The sequence below is a fragment of the Kitasatospora sp. NPDC018058 genome (genome assembly GCF_044327205.1).
Lineage (GTDB): Bacteria > Actinomycetota > Actinomycetes > Streptomycetales > Streptomycetaceae > Kitasatospora.
In genome coordinates, this window is the sequence record NZ_JBIRFA010000003.1 from 56,131 (window position 1) to 74,006 (window position 17,876).

Annotated in this window: 15 protein-coding genes; all 15 read right to left on the reverse strand. The window is 72.2% G+C overall.

Annotated features, from left to right (window positions below):
- Positions 1–121: 121 nt before the first annotated feature.
- Positions 122–1,522 (reverse strand): aspartate aminotransferase family protein, encoded by a 1,401-nt coding sequence (locus tag ACH4E7_RS05180; protein WP_396247620.1) that lies wholly within the window; start codon positions 1,520–1,522, stop codon positions 122–124.
- Positions 1,512–3,422: a 1-deoxy-D-xylulose-5-phosphate synthase gene (dxs, locus tag ACH4E7_RS05185; protein WP_396247621.1), complete on the reverse strand. Its 1,911-nt coding sequence runs from the start codon at positions 3,420–3,422 to the stop codon at positions 1,512–1,514. The genes ACH4E7_RS05180 and dxs overlap by 11 nt, the downstream gene beginning before the upstream one ends.
- A 107-nt stretch (positions 3,423–3,529) precedes the next feature.
- Complete coding sequence (gene hpnH, locus ACH4E7_RS05190; RefSeq protein ID WP_396247622.1) at positions 3,530–4,558, reverse strand: adenosyl-hopene transferase HpnH; 1,029 nt, start codon at positions 4,556–4,558, stop codon at positions 3,530–3,532.
- A 2-nt stretch (positions 4,559–4,560) separates the two neighbouring features.
- On the reverse strand, positions 4,561–5,241 hold the full coding sequence (locus ACH4E7_RS05195; RefSeq protein ID WP_396247623.1) for a 1-hydroxy-2-methyl-2-butenyl 4-diphosphate reductase: 681 nt from the start codon (positions 5,239–5,241) through the stop codon (positions 4,561–4,563).
- A complete protein-coding gene (gene shc / locus ACH4E7_RS05200; protein ID WP_396247885.1) occupies positions 5,238–7,262 on the reverse strand; it encodes a squalene--hopene cyclase in 2,025 nt (674 codons plus the stop codon). The genes ACH4E7_RS05195 and shc overlap by 4 nt, the downstream gene beginning before the upstream one ends.
- 64 nt (positions 7,263–7,326) lie before the next feature.
- Positions 7,327–8,415 carry a polyprenyl synthetase family protein gene (locus tag ACH4E7_RS05205; RefSeq protein ID WP_396247624.1) on the reverse strand — a complete coding sequence of 363 codons (1,089 nt, stop codon included), beginning with the start codon at positions 8,413–8,415 and terminating at the stop codon, positions 7,327–7,329.
- A 173-nt stretch (positions 8,416–8,588) separates the two neighbouring features.
- Positions 8,589–10,016, reverse strand: a complete 1,428-nt coding sequence (gene hpnE / locus ACH4E7_RS05210) for a hydroxysqualene dehydroxylase HpnE (protein ID WP_396247625.1) — start codon at positions 10,014–10,016, stop codon at positions 8,589–8,591.
- Between the two features lie 166 nt (positions 10,017–10,182).
- A complete protein-coding gene (gene hpnD / locus ACH4E7_RS05215; RefSeq protein ID WP_396247886.1) occupies positions 10,183–11,040 on the reverse strand; it encodes a presqualene diphosphate synthase HpnD in 858 nt (285 codons plus the stop codon).
- A 41-nt stretch (positions 11,041–11,081) separates the two neighbouring features.
- Positions 11,082–12,029: a squalene synthase HpnC gene (hpnC, locus tag ACH4E7_RS05220; protein WP_396247626.1), complete on the reverse strand. Its 948-nt coding sequence runs from the start codon at positions 12,027–12,029 to the stop codon at positions 11,082–11,084.
- A 303-nt stretch (positions 12,030–12,332) separates the two neighbouring features.
- Complete coding sequence (locus ACH4E7_RS05225) at positions 12,333–13,142, reverse strand: ABC transporter ATP-binding protein (RefSeq protein ID WP_396247627.1); 810 nt, start codon at positions 13,140–13,142, stop codon at positions 12,333–12,335.
- Positions 13,135–14,076 carry an ABC transporter permease gene (locus tag ACH4E7_RS05230; protein ID WP_396247628.1) on the reverse strand — a complete coding sequence of 314 codons (942 nt, stop codon included), beginning with the start codon at positions 14,074–14,076 and terminating at the stop codon, positions 13,135–13,137. Before ACH4E7_RS05230 ends, ACH4E7_RS05225 begins: the two co-directional genes overlap by 8 nt.
- Before the next feature lie 142 nt (positions 14,077–14,218).
- Positions 14,219–15,118 (reverse strand): glycosyltransferase family 2 protein, encoded by a 900-nt coding sequence (locus ACH4E7_RS05235; protein ID WP_396247629.1) that lies wholly within the window; start codon positions 15,116–15,118, stop codon positions 14,219–14,221.
- A 73-nt stretch (positions 15,119–15,191) separates the two neighbouring features.
- Complete coding sequence (locus ACH4E7_RS05240) at positions 15,192–15,929, reverse strand: CDP-alcohol phosphatidyltransferase family protein (RefSeq protein ID WP_355670715.1); 738 nt, start codon at positions 15,927–15,929, stop codon at positions 15,192–15,194.
- A gap of 88 nt (positions 15,930–16,017) precedes the next feature.
- On the reverse strand, positions 16,018–17,079 hold the full coding sequence (locus ACH4E7_RS05245; protein WP_396247630.1) for an iron-containing alcohol dehydrogenase family protein: 1,062 nt from the start codon (positions 17,077–17,079) through the stop codon (positions 16,018–16,020).
- On the reverse strand, positions 17,067–17,822 hold the full coding sequence (locus ACH4E7_RS05250) for a sugar phosphate nucleotidyltransferase (RefSeq protein WP_396247631.1): 756 nt from the start codon (positions 17,820–17,822) through the stop codon (positions 17,067–17,069). The genes ACH4E7_RS05245 and ACH4E7_RS05250 overlap by 13 nt, the downstream gene beginning before the upstream one ends.
- Positions 17,823–17,876: the final 54 nt, after the last annotated feature.

Sequence of the window (17,876 nt, forward strand, 5' to 3'; positions counted from 1 at the left end):
GGGGTGTGGGGGGGGGGGGGGGGGGGGGGGGGGGGGGGGCCGCGGGGGGGGGGGGGGGGGGGGGGGGGGGGGCCCCCCCCCCCCCCCCCCCCCCCCCCCCCCCCGGCTCCAGGGCCGACCGTCAGCGGTTGCCGACCGCCTGCTTCACCAGCGTCCGTCCGAAGTCCCACATCAGGCCGTTCCCCCGGTGGGCCTCGTCCATGATCTCGGTGAACGCATCGACGAACCGGTCCACATCCTGATCGGTGATGATCAGCGGCGGAATCAGCTTGATCACTTCCAGATGGTCACCGGACACCTGGGTCAGAATCCGGTGCCGCTGCAGCAGCGGCACGACCACCATCTGCGCGAACAACCCCTTGCGCGCCGCCTGCAGCGCCGTCCACCCGGTGCGCAGCTTCAGCGACCTGGGCCGGCCGAACTCGATGCCGATCATCAGCCCGCGGCCGCGTACCTCGGCGAGCAGCTCGTACTTGTCGACCAGCGCGGTCAGCCGCTCACGGAACCGGTCGCCGACCCGTCGGGCGTTCTCGACCACCTTCTCGTCGCGCATCACCTCCAGGGTCGCCAGCCCCGCCGCCATGGCCTGGGCGTTGGACCCGAAGCTGGCCGAGTGCACCAGCACCCGGTCCATCGAGGAGTACACCTTCTCGAAGATCCAGCCCTTGCCGAGCGTCGCCCCGACCGGCACGTACCCGCCGGAGAGCGCCTTGGCCACGCAGACCAGGTCGGGCAGCACGCCCTCCTCGCTCTGGTAGGCGAAGAACCCGCCGGTGCGGCCGATCCCGGTCTGCACCTCGTCGCAGATCAGCAGCGCCCTGTGCTCGTGCAGCAGCGCCTGGGCCGCGCGCAGCCAGCCGGGCGGCGGCGCCTGGACGCCCTTGCCCTGGATCGGTTCGACGATCAGCGCCGCGACGTCGCCGCGCTTCAGTTCCTTGGCCAGCGCGCCGATGTCGCCGAGCGGGATGGCGGTGTCCGGCAGCAGCGGGTCGAAGCCCTTGCGGAAGCCGCTCTCCCCGTTGACCGAGAGCGAGCCGGTGGTCAGCCCGTGGAAGGCGTGGTCGGCGTAGAGGATCCGCTTGCGCCCGGTGGCGTACCGGGCGAACTTGAGCGCGGTCTCCACCGCCTCGGTGCCGCTGTTGCCGAAGAACACCCGGTCCAGCCCGGGCGCGTACGACAGCAGCCGCTCGGCCAGCAGCCCGGGCAGCGGCGAGCAGTCGAAGCGGACCAGGTCCGGCAGGTCCAGGTCCATCACCTGCTGGATCGCCGAGCGCACCACCGGGTGGTGGCGGCCGAGCGCGAAGATGCCGAAGCCGGCCAGCATGTCGAGGTACTCGTTGCCCTCGGCGTCGTAGAAGTACTGGCCCTTGGCGCGGTCGTAGTACTTGTCGAAGCCGATGGTGTGGAGCATCCGCGGCAGCTGCGGGTTGAGGTAGCGGCTGTGCAACTCGTAGCGCTCGGCGCCTCGTTCGGCGATGAGGGCGGCGAGGTCGAAGGCGGGGCGGTCTGGGTCAGCCGACATGGCGCGGGTTCGCTCCTCGGGTCGGTAGCAGCTTCTTGGCGAAGACGGCGGTCTGGGCGGCGACCCCGGTCCCGGTCAGGCCGGTCTCCTCCAGGATCTCCCCGCGCGCGGCGTGGCCGAGGAACTCCTGCGGCAGGCCGAGCACCCGCACCGGGACGTCCACGTCGGCGTCGCGCAGCGCCTGGGAGACGGCCGAACCGACGCCTCCGGTACGGCCGTTGTCCTCGACCGTGACCACCAGCCGGTGGGCGGAGGCGAGTTCGGGCAGCGCCGGGTCGACCGGCTTGACCCAGCGCGGGTCGACCACGGTCGCGGTGAAGCCCTCGGCGAGCAGCAGCCGCGCGGCGTCCAGGCAGGCGGAGGCGGTGGTGCCGACCGCGATCAGCAGGATCTCCGGCTCCGCGCCGGTGCGCAGCAGCACGTCCGTCCCGCCGATCCGTTCGATCGCCGCGACGGCGGGCCCGACGTTCCCCTTGGGGAAGCGGACCACGGTGGGCGCGTCCTCGACCTCGACGGCCTCGCGCAGCTGGGCGCGCAGCTGGTCGGCGTCGCGCGGCGCGGCCAGCCGCAGGCCGGGGACGACCTGGAGGATCGACATGTCCCACATGCCGTTGTGCGAGGCGCCGTCCGGCCCGGTCACCCCGGAGCGGTCGAGCACGAAGGTGACGCCCAGCCGGTGCAGGGCGACGTCCATCAGTACCTGGTCGAAGGCCCGGTTGAGGAAGGTCGCGTACACCGCGACCACCGGGTGCAGCCCGCCGATGGCCAGGCCGGCCGCGCTGGTGACGGCGTGCTGCTCGGCGATCCCGACGTCGAAGGTCCGGTCCGGGTACGCCTTGGCGAACGGCCCCAGCCCGACCGGCTGGAGCATCGCGGCGGTGATCGCCACCAGGTCGGGCCGCTCGGCGCCGATCTCGACCAGCTCCTCGCCGAACACGGAGGTCCAGGAGACCCCGGCGCTGGGCGAGATCGGCAGGCAGGTGTACGGGTCGATCGGGTTGACGGCGTGGAAGCGGTCGGCCTCGTCCTGCTCGGCGGGCAGGTAGCCGCGCCCCTTGACGGTCAGGCAGTGCACGATGACCGGGCCGCCGAAGTTCCTGGCCTGGCGCAGCGCCTGTTCGACCGCGCCCAGGTCGTGGCCGTCGATCGGTCCGAGGTACTTGAGCCCGAGGTCCTCGAACATGCCCTGCGGAGCGAAGGCGTCCTTGAACCCCTTCTTGGCGCCGTGCAGCGCGTCGAAGATCGGCTGACCGACCAGCGGGGTGCGTTGCAGCGCCTCCTTGCCGAGGGCGAGGAAGCGCTCGTAGCCCTGGGTGGTGCGCAGGGTGGCCAGGTGGTTGGCCAGGCCACCGATGGTCTTGGCGTAGGAGCGCTCGTTGTCGTTGACGACGATGACCAGCGGCCGGTCGCGGGCCTCGGCGATGTTGTTGAGCGCCTCCCAGGCGAGCCCGCCGGTGAGCGCGCCGTCGCCGATCACCGCGACGGTGTGCCGGTCGTGCTGGCCGAGCAGCCTGGCGGCCTTGGCGAGTCCGTCGGCGTAGGAGAGCGCGGTGGAGGCGTGCGAGTTCTCGACCAGGTCGTGTTCGGACTCGGCGCGCGAGGGGTAGCCGGACAGCCCGCCCTTCGTCCGCAGTTCCGAGAAGTCCTGGCGGCCGGTGAGCAGCTTGTGGACGTAGCTCTGGTGCCCGGTGTCGAAGACGATCCGGTCGTACGGCGAGTCGAAGACCCGGTGCAGCGCGATGGTCAGCTCCACCACGCCGAGGTTGGGCCCGAGGTGGCCGCCGGTGCGGGTGACGGCGTCGATCAGGAAGTCGCGGATCTCCTCGGCGAGCAGCGGGAGTTCCGGTGTGGGGAGCTTGCGCAGCTCGGCCGGGGACGTGACGCGGGAGAGCAGTGACATGGGTACACCTCACGACTCGAAGTGGTGCGGTGGTGCCTCCGCCCCCGGGGGAAGGGCGGGGCCGGCCCGGGCACCGCGGCCCGGGCCGGACGGGAGCTCAACCGGGCTCAGTGCCCGCGGTTGGCGCTGACGGTCTCGGTGATGGCGCGCAGCGACTGCTGGAGCGAGCCCATGGTCGCGAGGACGGCGGTCGGCTCGTAGCCGCAGTGGGCCATGCAGTTCTCGCAGCGCGGGTCCTTGCCGCGGCCGTACTTGCTCCAGTCGGTCTTCTCGACCAGTTCGCGGTACGTCGGCACGTAGCCGTCGGCCATCAGGTAGCAGGGTCGCTGCCAGCCGAACAGCGAGTAGTTGGGGATGCCCCAGGGGGTGCACTCGAAGTCGGCCTTGCCCTCCAGGAAGTCCAGGAAGAGCGGGCTGTGGTTGAGGCGCCAGCGCTTGCGGTTGCCGCCGGCGAAGGCCTTGCGGAAGAGCTCCCGGGTCTGCTCGACGCCGAGGAAGTGCTCCTGGTCGGGCGCCTTCTCGTAGGCGTAGGCCGGGGAGATCATCATCTCGTCCACCTTCAACTCGTCGTTGAGGTAGTCGAGGACGTCGATGACGGTCTGCGGGGTGTCGGTGTTGAAGAAGGTGCTGTTGGTGGTGACCCGGAACCCGCGCCGCTTGGCCTCCTTGATCGCGGCCACCGCCTCGTCGAAGGTACCCTCCTTGGCCACCGACTCGTCGTGCCGCTCGCGCAGGCCGTCGATGTGCACCGCGAAGGTGAAGTACGGCGAGGGCTTGAACTTGTCGATCTTCTTGCGCAGCAGCAGCGCGTTGGTGCAGAGGAAGACGTATTTGCGGTGCCCGACCAGTTGCCGCACGATCTCGTCGATCTGCGGGTGCATCAGCGGCTCGCCGCCGGCGATCGAGACCATCGGGGCACCCGACTCCAGGACCGCGCCGACCGCCTGCGCGACGGGCATCCGCTGCTTGAGCACACCGGCCGGGTGCTGGATCTTGCCGCAGCCCTCACAGGCGAGGTTGCACGCGAACAGCGGTTCCAGCTCGACGATCAGCGGGAACTTGTCCCGTCGCTTGAACAGCTTCTGCTGCATCAGGTAGGTGCCGACCCGCACGGTCTGGCGCAACGGCATGGCCATGGCTAGCTCGCCTCCTGGGGGAGCGTCGAGGATGTGGGGTGGTTCGGGTCTGCGGAGCCGGTCCCGGGCTCCTGTCGGTACCAGTCGACCAGGGCGGGTACCGTCGCCCGCAGGCTCCGCCAGGCGCGCACCCCGGCCGGGAGGGTGCCGGGCCGCAGCAGCTCGCGCTCGGGGGTGTCCACCACCACCCGCAGGACGGCGACGGGCAACGCCGGGCGCACCTCCCGCAGTGCGGCCAGGACGGCGACGGCCTCCATGTCGACGGCGAGGGCGCCCTGCAGGTGCAGGGCGCGCCGCTCGATGCCGCGCACCACGTGGTCGGCGGTGTGGTGCACCCCGGTGTGGGTGGTCAGGCCGTACTCCTTGAGCGCCCGGGCCAGCTCCGGCCCGGAGTCGACCGGGTACAGGTGGCCCTCGGCGTCGCGCACGCCGTCTGCGGCGACCACGTCACCCGGCGCCACACCCGGGCCGACGGCGGCGCCGAAGCCGGCCACCACGACCGCGCCGTAGCCGCCCGGGGCGGAGTTGAGCAGCCGTCGGACGGCCAGCCCGGCCCGCCGTCGGCCGACCCCGGTGCGCACCAGCACCGGCGGCCCACCGGCGGCGCCGCGCCAGTCACCGCCGCGCAGCGCCCACACCTCGGGGCCCAGCGCGCAGAGCACCAGCAGGGGGGCGGTGGTCACCGCGCCGCCCCGATCGCCGGGGTACCGCTCGGCTTCGCCCGGCCCGGGGTGCCGTTGAGGTAGCGGCCGAGCGCGGTGACCGGGAAGACCAGTCGGTACAGGTGGTAGTTGATGGAGAAGTCCCACGGGAAGCCGGTGCCGGTGAACTGCGGCTCGTCCCAGGTGCCTTCGGGCAGCTGGGTGCGCACCAGCCAGTCCACACCGCGTTCCACCGCCGGGTTGGCCCGGCCGTCCGGGCCCTCGCCGGCCGCGAGCAGCGCCATCAGCGCCCACGCGGTCTGCGAGGCGGTGGAGTCGCCCCGCCCGGCCCAGCGCGCCGGGTCGTCGTAGGAGCGCATGTCCTCGCCCCAGCCGCCGTCGGCGTTCTGCCGGTCCTCCAGCCAGCGCACCGCCCGGCGGATCGCCGGGTGCTCGTCCGGGACGCCGGCCGCCACCAGGGCGGGCAGCACCGAGCCGGTGCCGTAGATGTAGTTGGTGCCCCAACGGCCGAACCAGGAGCCGTCCGCCTCCTGGTTGCGCAGCAGCCACTCGATGCCCCGCCGGGTCCGCGGGTCCCGGGCCCGGCCGGTCTCGGCGAGCATCTCCACCACGTGGGCGGTGACGTCGGCGGACGGCGGGTCGACCACCTCGCCGAAGTCGCAGAACGGCAGCTTGTTGGGCAGCACGCTGGTGTTGTCGACGTCGAAGGCGCCCCAGGCGCCGTTCTTGGACTGCATGCCGAGGTTCCAGAGCACGCCCCGGTCCATCGCCGCGTCGACCTTGGCCGGGTCGGGGTGGGCGACCCGGCGCAGCGCGAGCACCACCTCGGCGGTGTCGTCGATGTCGGGGTAGGTGTCGTTCTCGAACTCGAAGGCCCAGCCGCCGGCCGGCAGCCCGGGCCGTTGGACGGACCAGTCGCCGCGCTTGCGGATCTCCTCGCCGAGCATCCAGTCGACGGCGGAGACCAGCGCCGGGTGGTCGGCCGGCACCCCGGCGTCGACCAGCGCGATGGTGGCCAGGCAGGTGTCCCAGACCGGGGACTGGCAGGCCTCCATCCAGCGCATGCCGTCCTCGGTGTGCACGGTGAAGCGGTCGAAGGAGGAGAGCCCGGCCTTCACCACCGGGTGCTCCAGCTCGTAGCCCTCCAGGTGCAGGGCGATCAGCGAGTAGACGGCCGGGGGCTGGATGCCGCCCCAGCAGCCGTCGGCCTCCTGCCGCTCGACGATCCAGCGGCAGGCCTGGGAGACGGCGAGTCGGCGCAGCGGCCGGAAGGCCCGGCGGTGGTAGGCGTGCAGCGCCTTGTCGAGGCGCTCGAACATGCCGTCCCAGCTGGTGGCGGGGGCGAGCGGCCGGTCGGGGTAGGGGTGGTCCGGGTCGGTGTGCAGCTCGGTGAGCGCGAAGGGGGCCGGACGGACCGGGCGGTGGGCCGAGACGACGGTCAGCGGGACGATGGTCTGGCGGGCCCAGCAGCCGAAGGCGTAGATGTTCAGCGGCAGCCACTTGGGCAGGAAGATGATCTCGGGCGGCATCTCCGGCAGCCGCGCCCAGGGCCACCAGCCGAAGAGCGCGAGCCAGATCCGGGTGAACACCCGGGCGGCCGCGATGCCCCCGGCGGAGCGGACGTAGCGGGCGGCGGCGAGCATGTGCGGGGCGTCCGGGTCGTCGCCGGCGAGCTTGAGGGCGACGTACGCCTCGACGGTGGTGGACAGCTCGGGCGGCCCGCCGTGGAAGGTGGCCCAGGTGCCGTCCTCCCGCTGCTGTGAGCGGATCCACTCGGCGGTGGCCCGGGTCTGCTCCTCGGTCCTGATGCCCAGGAACTGGCGGAGCAGTAAGTCCTCGGCGTCCATGGTGACGTTGGTCTCCAGGTCGCCTTTCCACCAGCCCTCGGAGGACTGCAGCGAGAGCAGGTGGGTGGTGGCGCGCGCCAGGGCCTCGCGCGCGTCGGCGGGCCGGAGTTCCGCCTCACCGGCCGGCCGGAGCTGGTCGGTGTCCTCGGGCTGCCACCGCCCCGTGCCCAGCAGGGTCGGGGGGCGGTCGCCCACCGCGACCGGCTCGGGATCGTACTCAGGGTCGAGCCGGCCGTCCGCGGTTGCTGTCAACGTAACGTCACCTCTCTCGTACCACCACGAATTCGGCGAGTGCGACGAAGTGCTCGCGCACCCCGTCGGACATGGGCACCTCGTCCAGGGCGGCGAGGGCAGTCGTGTGCTGGCGGCGGGCCTCCTCCTGGGTCCAGGCCCGACCGCCGGCCTCCTCGATCAGCGCGGCCCGGGCGGCGAGCTCGGGCTCGCTCTCCTCGCCCCGGCCCTTCGGGTCCGCCAGCTGCTCGGCCAGCCGACGCGAGGCCTGGCCGCCCTCGGCCAGCGCGGCGGCGACCGGGAGGGACTTCTTGCGCTGGCGCAGGTCGCCCCAGTGCGGCTTGCCGGTGACCTCGGTCGCGCCCCAGATGCCGAGCAGGTCGTCCACCGCCTGGAAGGCCAGGCCCAGGTGGTGGCCGTAGCGCTCGAGCGCGTCGGAGACCTTGTCGTCGGCCCCGGCCAGCACGGCGCCGATCGCCGAGGCGGCGGCCAGCAGTGCCGCCGTCTTGCCGCCCTCCATCTCCAGGCACTCGGCCACGGTGACGCTGTCGCGCTGCTCGAAGGCGACGTCCATGGCCTGGCCGTCGATCAGCCGGCGGGTCGCCGTGGTGAGCAGCCGGACGGCGCGCACGGCGTCGGCGGGGCTCGTGCCACCGGTCACCGCGGCGTCGAGCAGCACCTCCGTGCCGAGCGTGGCCAGGGCGTCGCCGGCCAGGATCGCCTGGGCCGGTCCGAAGACCGTCCAGGCTGTGGCCCGATGCCGCCGGGTCTCGTCACCGTCCATCAGATCATCATGGAGGAGGGAGAAGTTGTGCACCAGTTCAACGGCCACCCCACCGGGCACGCCCACCTCAGCCACCGCACCGGTGGCCTGGGCGGACAGCAGCGCCAGCGCCGGGCGCACCGCCTTGCCGCCGTCCCCCTCGACCGGGGTGCCGTCCCGGTCGATCCAGCCGAAGTGGTACGCCGCGACGGTGTCCATCGGTGCGGCCAACCGGGCGACGGCGGCCCGCAGCGGCGGGGTGCAGAGCGTACGGCTGCGGGCGAGCAGCTCCGGCACCGAGACCGGTTCGGCGTGCGCCGTGCCTCCGACGGCGAAGCCGGTGCGTGACTCCACGTGCGTTCCCTCTCCCTCGTGGTGCCGGACCGCACGGGGCGGCCGGGTGCTGTCGGTACGGCTGGTGTCGATGGTGGTGCCGAAGCGAACGGTGTCGGTGCGGCCGGTCGGGCCGGTGCGGCCGACAGTACGCCCGTCGGCTCTCGCGGGCTCTCCGGCGCAGGGGCCCGCCGTCACCTGGGCCACCTCCCGTCACCGCGGTCCACCGGTACCCGGGCGCCGGCCGCGGTGAGCGCGGCGTCGGCGGCGGCGTGGCCGCTGCGCACGGCGCCCTCCATGGTCGCGGGCCAGCCGGTGGCCGTCCACGAGCCGGCCAGCAGCAGACCGGCGACGGCCGTCGCGGCCGACGGGCGCAGTACGGCGGTGCCCGGGGCGCCGTCGAAGGTGGCGGCGCGCTCCCGGGTGACGAAGAAGTCCAGCACCTCGGCCCCGGCTGCGGCCGGCAGCAGCCGGGCCAACTCGGGCAGGTAGCGGCGGCGCAGTTCGGCCACCGGCAGGTCGATCTCGTCCTGGACGGCGGACTGGGAGAGTGCCAGGTACTGGGCGCCGGGGTGGGCCCGGCCGATCGAGGTGCCGGCCAGGCCGGAGTGGGTGGTGCGGTCGAAGACCCACTGGACCGGGGAGTCGAGCGCGGCGAAGAAGGGCCGGCGCAGCACCTTGCGGTCGTATACCACGTGCACGTTGAGGATCGGCGCGGTGCCGAAGTCGGCCAGCCGTTGGGACACGGCCCCCGGCGGCAGCAGGGCGGCCGCGGTGTCCTGGGCGCCGGCCAACACCACGGTGTCGGCGGTGAGCAGTTCCCCGCTCTCCAGCCGGACGGCGTGCTGGGGCTCGGCCGGCTTGAGTTCCGCGACCCGGGCACGTAGCCGCACCTTCACGCCGGCGCGTTCCAGCTCGGCGAGCGCCCGGTCGTGGTGGATCACGCCGAGCGGGACGGCGGCGATGCCGATGTCGGCGGCGCCCGGGTCGGAGAGCAGGCCGGTCTTGAACACCTTGGCGGCGAGCGCCAGCGACACCTGGTCGGCCCGGGCGTTCAGGGTGGCGATGCCGACCAGGTCCCACAGCGCGGCCGTGGTGGCGGCGTTCTGCCCGTTGCGGCGCAGCCACTCTCCGAAGGAGAGCCGGTCCAGCGCCGGGTCATCGAGGTCCAGGCCCTTGAGGGCGAGCGCGCCGCGGACCACCCGGGCGCGGTCGGCCGCCGACAGGTGCGGGTAGCGGGCGAGGCTGCCGGCCAGGTGCAGCGGGACCGGCAGGCCGGCCCTGCGCAGTCGGCCCAGGGTGCGCACCGGGGCCTCGACGGGGCCAGTGGCGGAGAGCACCGGGACGTCCAGGCGCTCCTGCAGGTGGGTCATCCGGGTGGCGCCGAGACGTTCCAGCAGGCCGCGGTAGGCGGTGCAGCAGCGCAGGAAGACGTGCTGGCCGTTGTCGACGGTCAGCTCGCCGCGCTGGAAGGAGAAGGCCAGCCCGCCGAGCCGGGGCCGACCCTCGGCGAGGGTGACGTCGTGGCCGGCCTCGGCCAGCCGCAGGGCGGCGGTGATCCCGGCCAGGCCGCCGCCGACCACGACGGCGGCCGGGCGCGCGGCATCGGCTCGCCCGGTCATCGGCCCTCCCCCTCGAAGTCGCAGGACCGCGCGGTGGCGGTCGCTGTGGCCGGCACGCAGACGGTCGGCGCCGTCGTGGTCGACCCGGTCGTGGTCAACGTGGTCAACACGGCTCTACCCGGATGTGATTCCCCGCTGACACAGCGTGACAGAACTGTGGCAAGAATCAAGAACGCCCCCCGGCGAGCCCGGAAAGCGCCACGTACGCCTTCTCCCAGCCCGGCAGCGAGACCCGACCGCGCAGCACCGACTCGGGGTCGGCGGCGATCCGACCGAGCAGCCGGTGGTAGATCCCGGCCATCGCGGCGGTGCAGGCCCGGCTGCGGCGGTCGAGCATCGGCAGCAGCCGCAGGCCCTCCTCGAACGCGGCCTGGGCGCGGGCGGCCTCGAAGGCCACCAGGCCGGTGAAGTCGGCGCCGACCGGCGGCTTGGGCAGCGCGAAGCCCTGCTCGCAGCCGAACCGGACCAGGTCCTCGGTGGGCAGGTAGGTGCGGCCGTTCAGGGCGTCCTCGCGCAGGTCGCGCAGGATGTTGGTGAGCTGCAGGGCCAGGCCCAGGGTGTCCGCGTACCGGGCCCCGCGCTCGGGGTCGTCGCAGCCGTACACGCCCAGCGAGAGCCGGCCGATCGCGCCGGCCACACAGCGGCAGTAGACCTTCAGCTCCTCGTACGTCTGGTACTCGGCGCCCTTGAGGTCCATCTCGACGCCGTCGATCAGCTCGTCGAAGCCGCCGAGCGGGATCGGGAAGCGCCGGGCCGTGTCGGCCAGGGCGACCTTGATCGGGTCGGTGTCGTCCTCGGCCACCGCCCCGGAGCGGACCTCGTCCACCAGTTCCCGGGTACGCAGCAGCGCCTCGGCCTTACGGTCGTCCGGGAGGTCGCCGTCGCCGATGTCGTCCACCCGGCGGGCGAGGGCGTACAGGGCCGACATGGCCAGCCGCTTGGGCTCGGGCAACAGCCGGATGCCGTAGCTGAAGTTGCGCGCCTGCATCCCGGTTACTGCCTCGCAGTACCGGTACGCCGCCATGACCTGGGCCGACGCCAGTGGTGATGCCGCCACTCGGGCGTTCACCTTCCCTTCGCGAAGATGGCCGCCGCCTTCGCTGCGAGGCGGCGCTTGTCCGGCTTCGCCTGCTGGGCGAGTACGTCGTACCCGGCGTCCTCGACGGCCGCCAGGGCCGCGTAGCCGCCGGCGGTGAATCCCGCCAGGAGCAGTCGAAGCCTCCCCCGAACCGTACCTACCAATGGTGCGCCGCGGTCGAGCAGGGTGCGGGCCCGTTCGGCCTCGAAGGCGATCAGCTCCCGCACCGCCCCGTTCGCGCTGGGGGCGGCGAGCTCGGCCTCGGTGACGCCGAAGCGTTCGAGGTCCTCGGTGGGGAGGTAGATCCGGCCGCGGGACAGGTCCTCGGCCACGTCCTGCAGGTGCTCGACCACCTGGAGGCCGCTGCAGACGGCGTCCGACAGCGCGATCCGCTCGGGGGTGGCGACCCCCGCGATGGCGAGCACCAGGCGGCCGACCGGGTCGGCGGAGAGCCTGCAGTAGCCGATCAGGTCGTCGTAGGTGGCGTAGCGGGTGGTGGTCTGGTCCACCCGGTTGGCCTCGATCAGACGGCGGAACGGCTCGGGGGTGAGGTTGCGCTTGTCGACCAGCGGGACGAGCGCCCGCAGCAGCGGGTGGCGGGGTCGGTCGGCGCCGCCGGGGTGCAGAGTGGTCTCGAAGACCTGGTCGAGGTCGCGCTCCAGCCCGTCGAGCAGGGCGAGCCGGAAGGCGACCTCCGCCGGGCTCGGCGGGCCGGACTGGTCCGAAGGGGTGGCGGGGGGCCGCTGCTCGACCCCGAGCAGGGCGGCGGTGGCGGCCGGGTCGGCCAGGTCGCCGTCGCCGGCGTCGTCGACCAGCCGGGCGAAGCCGTAGACCCTCATCAGGTCGTCGCGCCAGGCCGCGGGCAGGAAGAACGGGGCGACCGGGAAGTTCTCCGCACCCGCCTTCTCCAGGGTCTGTCCCGCGGACGGGTTCACCGGCGTATCACTGGGCTGGGCCGAAGCCGACACTGCTGTCACTCCCCCGTTCTACACCGCCGGGTATCACCGGTCCGACTCGGACACGCGTCCGAGCGCGGGCGTCACCTACGGCACACCACCCCCGCGCCTACAGCCTGACACCACGGGGCGCGCCCGAGAAGAGCGCCCCGCCCGGCGCACGGGGGCGCTCACCCCCGCGGCGGCGGGCCACCTGGGGGACCGGTGACCCGCATGCCGAAGGGCCGGCTCCGGAGTATTCCGGAGCCGGCCCTTCGGAGCCAGGAATTCTCGCAGCCGGGTTTACGGACGCTCGCCGCGCTCGTAACGGCCGACGACCTCCTCGGTCGGGCCGTCCATGATCAGCTCGCCGGCCTCGATCCAGATGGTCCGCTCGCAGACCTCGCGGATCGAGTTGTTGTCGTGGCTGACCAGGAAGACCGTACCGGCGGACCCGCGCAGCTCGTCGATGCGCCGCTTGCTGCGCTGCTGGAAGGCCTGGTCACCGGTGGCCAGCGCCTCGTCGATCAGCAGCACGTCGTGGGCCTTGGCGGCGGCGATCGAGAAGCGCAGGCGGGCGCCCATGCCGGAGGAGTAGGTGCGCATCGGCAGGGAGATGAAGTCGCCCTTGTCGTTGATTCCGGAGAAGTCGACGATGTCCTGGTAGCGCGCCTTCACCTGGGCCGGGGTCATGCCCATCGCCAGGCAGCCCAGGATGACGTTGCGCTCACCGGTCAGCTCGTTCATCAGGGCCGCGTTGACGCCCAGCAGCGAGGGCTGGCCGTTGGTGTAGATGCCGCCCTTCTCGGTCGGCAGCAGGCCCGCGATGGCGGCCAGCATGGTCGACTTGCCGGAGCCGTTGGAGCCGATCAGGCCGACGGCCTCGCCCTTGTAGGCGGTGAAGCTGATGCCCTTCACCGCGTGCACCTCGCGCACGCCGGCGGCGCGCTTGCGGCTGATGATGCGGCTCAGCGCCGAGGTGGCGCTGCCCTTGCCGGAGCCGGCGCCGTGCACCCGGTAGACGATGTGCACGTCGTCGACGACGACGGTGGGCTCGCGGGCGACGTTCGAGGCCGGGACGGCGTCGCGCTTGCTCAGGTCGGTGTCAGCCACGGCCGTACTCCTCCTCGGCCTTCCAGAAGAAGACGTATCCGATGACGAACATGCCGACGCCCCAGGCCAGACCGTACGTCCACTGGTGCGGCGGGATGGTCTGGTGCGCGGACTGGTGCTTGTTGTAGATGATCGGCGCGAAGGCGTGCCGGAGCAGGTCCATGTAGACCGAGGCCGGGTTGAGGGCCATGATCGTCTGGATGTAGTGCGGCCAGGTCGAGATCTTGTCCTGGATGCTGAACATCACACCGGAAAGGAACATCCAGGCGCGCATCACGAACGGGATCAGCTGCGAGATGTCGCTGGTCTTGGAACCGATCCGGGCGAAGATCAGTGAGACGCCGGTGTTGAACAGGGTCTGCAGGAACAGCGCCGGGACGATCAGCAGCCAGGTCTTGCCCGGCGTGATGCCCGCCGCCAGCACGGTGACGACCAGCACGATCATCGAGATCAGCAGCTGCTGGAGCTGGATCACGGTGAAGGCGATCGGCAGGCTGGCGCGCGGGAAGTGCAGCGCGCGGATCAGGCCGAGGTTGTCGGAGATCGCCCGGGTGCCGGACTGCACCGCGTTCTGCGTGAACTGGAAGACGAAGACGCCGATGCAGAGCCAGGCGATGTAGGTGTTCGGCGGGAAGTTGTCCTTGCTCTTCAGGATGACGCCGAAGACCAGGTAGAACACACCGCAGTTGAGCAGTGGGGTCACGACCTGCCACAGCTGCCCGAGCTTGGCATCGGTGTACTGGGCCACCAGGCGGGCGGTGGCGAAGGCCCAGATGAAGTGGCGCCGGGCCCAGAGCTGCTTGGTGTAGGCGAACAGACCGGGCCGTGCGCCGCTCACCGACAGACGGTACTTGTCCGCAAGCTGCTTGGGGGTCAGGCCCGCGTCCGCCCCCCTCGGGGCTGAGAGGCTGACGGGTTCACTCACTGTCGACACATTCGTCCTTCACGCGGGATCGGTCGGGGCGGCCGGTCGGCGGGGGTCCGCCGGCCTTGCGCCGATGGGGATCCACTGGGATCACGGGGGGATTCCGACCGGTGTGTGGTCACCGGCCGTGGCGATCGATCACCTGATCAAATCAGATGATCGGAGGTCGGCCCATCTTGGTCAGTCGCCAGACGGTACGCCATCGCATGGGCTTCCGCGGACCGCAGGGTTCGCGGAAACCCGCCCGGAATCCGCCCAACCAGGCCTTCAGTCCCTCGGCGGAGGGGCGTCGGGCCACGGTCAGCAGAAACCAGGTTCCCAGATAGAGAGGCACCAACGGGGCCGGAAGGTTCCGCCTCGCAAGCCAGACCCTGTTACGGGCCACGTTGTGGAAGTAGGCGGCGTGCCGGGCCGGCGAGGTGGCCGGGTGGTGCAGCACCACGTCGGACCGGTAGTCGATGGCCCAGCCCGCGTCCAGCGCGCGCCACGCGAGGTCGGTCTCCTCGTGGGCGTAGAAGAACTCGGCGGGCAGCTGCCCGGCCTGCTCGAACACCTTGCAGCGCACGGCGCTCGCGCCGCCCAGGAAGGTGGTCACCCGGGAGGAGCGCATCGGGTCGCTGGCGCGCAGCCGGGGGACGTGCCGGCGCTGGGTGACACCGGTGTCCGGGTCCTCGATCCGGAAGGAGACGATGCCCAGCTCCGGGTCGGTGGTGAAGGCCTCGCGCAGCAGGCGGGCCGAGTCGGTGCGCGGCAGCAGACCGTCGTCGTCCAGGAAGAGGACGGCGTCCACGTCCCGGCCGTCCGGCCCGAACAGCTCGATGCCGACGTTGCGCCCGCCCGGGATGCCGAGGTTCTCCGGCAGCTCGACGCTGCGCACGCCCTCCGGCAGCGGGGGCAGCTCGGCGCCCTGGCCGACCACGGCGAACTCGACGGCCGGGCCCTCCTGGGCGCGGACGGAGTCGATCAGGGCGTTGAGCTCGGCGGGCCGGTTGCCCATGGTGATGATGACGACGCCGAGACGGAAGCTCTCCGCAGTGGTGGGAACACTCATGCGCTCGCCTCGCTGCACTCGGCGAGGGCATTCGCCCACGCGCACCTCTCGATCATGAACTCGCTCCGCCCGTTCATCGCAGCCTGCTCGACAGGACGATGCTCAGCAGGTGCAGCACGGTCTGCAGCATGGCGATCGCCGCCAGCACCACGACCGCGAGCCGGGTGAAGAACAGCCCGCCGTGCACGGCGTCGGCGATCCCGGCCGCCAGGATGAACAGCGAGGCCTCGACCGCGCCGACCAGGCGGTGGAACTTCAGCACGGAGGCCGCCCGGCGGGCCTTGGCCACCGAGGCGGAGCGCGGCACCGAGGCACTGTCCTCGACCGCCGTCATGCCGCTGCGGGCGCGGGCCACGTCCACCAGGTCCGTCTCGGACTTGATCAGAATGGCGCCGAGCGCGGCCAGCGTGCCCAGGAACGCCCACTCCCAGTGCGAGCCGTGGCCCTCACGGTGCAGCAGGTCGGTGGCGCGCAGGCCGAGGCCGGTCAGCAGGGCCGCCTCGGACATGTAGTGGCCGACCCGGTCCAGGTAGACACCGGTGAGCGAGGTCTGCCGGCGCCAGCGGGCCACCTCGCCGTCCACGCAGTCCAGCAGCAGGTAGACCTGGATCAGCAGGGCGCCCAGGATCGCGCCGGCGATGCCCGGGACGACCAGCGCGGCACCGGCCAGGATGCCGGTGAACATCATCAGGTAGGTCAGGCCGTTGGGCGTGATCGCTGTCATGGTGGACAGCACGCGGGTGATCCGCAGCGAGATCTTCCGCATGTACAGGCGCCCGGCCCAGTGCTCGGCACTGCGGCGCTGGAGCATGCCCTCCGGGTGGATCACCGCGCGCAGTTCCTCGATCGAGGGCCGGCGGGTCAGGTCCACCGGGGGCCGCGCGCCCGCGGTGGAGGGGTCAGCTGTTGACGGCTTGGACATAGTCGGCGTACGCGTCCCTGATTGCGGAAGGGGAGAGGTCGAGGTGTTCCAGGATGGTGAAGCGCCCCGGACGGGTGTTCGGAGCGTAGTGCACAGCTTCGGTGAACTCCGCCTCGGTGAAACCGATCTGAGCTGCGGTCACCGGCAGCCCGTGGCTCGCCAGGCGCTCCACGATCAGACCGGTCAGCTCGCGCTCGCCCCGCAGGTAGCTGGCGAACGCGGCACCGAGGCCCACCTGTTCGCCGTGCTGGGCGGAACGCTTGGGGTACAGCACGTCCAGGGCATGCGAGATCTCGTGGCAGGCGCCCGAGGAAGGCCGGGTGCTGCCCGCGATGTTCATCGCGATGCCGGACAGTACCAGGGCTTCCGCGAGGGCCGTCAGGAGGTCCTGATCCTGAGTGCTTCCTGGGTGCCGCAGCAGGTTCTCGCCCGCCGAGCGGGCCATCGCGACGGCCAGTCCGTCCACCGGTTCGCCGGTGACGGCGTGCGACAACTCCCAGTCCGCGCAGGCCGAGATGTTGGAGACGACGTCCCCGATGCCGGCCGCCACGAAGCGCTGTGGGGCCTGCCGGATCACGTCCAGGTCGACGATGATGCCGATCGGGCCGGGCACGCCGTAGGAGCCCCGGCCGGCGTCGTTGTCGAGCGTGGAGACCGGCGAGCAGATGCCGTCGTGGGCCAGGTTGGTCGCCACCGCGACCACCGGCAGGCCGACCCGGGCGGCGGCGTACTTGGCGGCGTCGATGATCTTGCCGCCACCGAGGCCGACGACCGCGTCGTAGTGCTTGCCGCGCATCTCCTCGGCGAAGCGCACCGCGCTGTCGAGGCTGCCGTCGTCCACGTTGTACCAGTCGGCGCCGGGCAGGGCGGGCTCCAGGCGCTCGCGCATCACGGCGCCGGAGCCGTTGCTGATCGCCACCGCGATCCGGCCCGAGGCCGACAGCCGCTGGTCCGCGAGGATGCCGCCGAGCGCGTCCAGCGCGCCCGGGCGGATCTCCGCGAACAGCGGCGACGGGACCAGTCGGGTCAGTACTGGCACGCGATCTCCCGCGCCTTCGCCAGGTCGTCGTGGTTGTCGACCTCGACCCAGGACACCTCGCCGATCGGCTGCACGTCGATCCGAAGGCCCCGGTTGACCATCTCCTGGTAGCCGTCCTCGTAGTACAGCTGCGGGTCGCGCTCGTAGGTGGCGCGCAGCGCGTCGGTCAGGTCGGCGGCGGCGGAGGGGTTGATCACGGTGACGCCGATGTACTCGCCGGTGGCCTCGGCCGGGTCCATCAGCTTGGTGATGCGGCGCATGCCGGCGGCCGGGTCGACGACGACCTTCATCTCCTCGTCGGCGAGCTTCTTCACCGTGTCGAGGGCGAGCAGGATGCCGGGGGCCCGGCCGCTCTCGGCGAGGCGCCGGTTGCCCTCCAACATGGTGCGCTGGACCGAGGCCGGGTGGACGGTGTCGCCGTTGGCCAGCAGCAGGCCCTCGGAGAACAGCTCACGGGCGCACCAGAGCGAGTAGGCGTTGTTCCACTCCTCGGCCTTGTCGTTCTCGACCAGGTGGAGCTTGACGCCGTACTTGTCCTCCAGGGCGTCCTTGCGGTCGTACACCGCCTCCTTGCGGTAGCCCACGACGATCGCGGCCTCGCGCAGTCCGACCTCGGCGAAGTTGCCCAGGGTGAGGTCCAGGACGGTCCGCTCCCCGTCGACCGGCACCAGCGCCTTGGGCAGGGTGTCGGTGTACGGGCGCAGCCGGCGGCCGGCGCCGGCTGCCAGAACGAGGCCGATCATGCGGGGTCTCCTGATCCGTCGTGCGTCGTGCTGTGCGCGCGGGGACGTGCCGAC

Excerpts from the sequence above, each read along its gene's own strand:
- ACH4E7_RS05180 (WP_396247620.1), bottom strand. The coding sequence starts at position 1,522 with ATGTCGGCTGACCCAGACCGCCCCGCCTTCGACCTCGCCGCCCTCATC.
- dxs (WP_396247621.1), bottom strand. The coding sequence starts at position 3,422 with ATGTCACTGCTCTCCCGCGTCACGTCCCCGGCCGAGCTGCGCAAGCTC.
- hpnH (WP_396247622.1), bottom strand. The coding sequence starts at position 4,558 with ATGGCCATGCCGTTGCGCCAGACCGTGCGGGTCGGCACCTACCTGATG.
- hpnE (WP_396247625.1), bottom strand. The coding sequence starts at position 10,016 with ATGACCGGGCGAGCCGATGCCGCGCGCCCGGCCGCCGTCGTGGTCGGC.
- hpnD (WP_396247886.1), bottom strand. The coding sequence starts at position 11,040 with ATGGCGGCGTACCGGTACTGCGAGGCAGTAACCGGGATGCAGGCGCGC.
- ACH4E7_RS05235 (WP_396247629.1), bottom strand. The coding sequence starts at position 15,118 with ATGAGTGTTCCCACCACTGCGGAGAGCTTCCGTCTCGGCGTCGTCATC.
- ACH4E7_RS05240 (WP_355670715.1), bottom strand. The coding sequence starts at position 15,929 with ATGCTCCAGCGCCGCAGTGCCGAGCACTGGGCCGGGCGCCTGTACATG.
- ACH4E7_RS05250 (WP_396247631.1), bottom strand. The coding sequence starts at position 17,822 with ATGATCGGCCTCGTTCTGGCAGCCGGCGCCGGCCGCCGGCTGCGCCCG.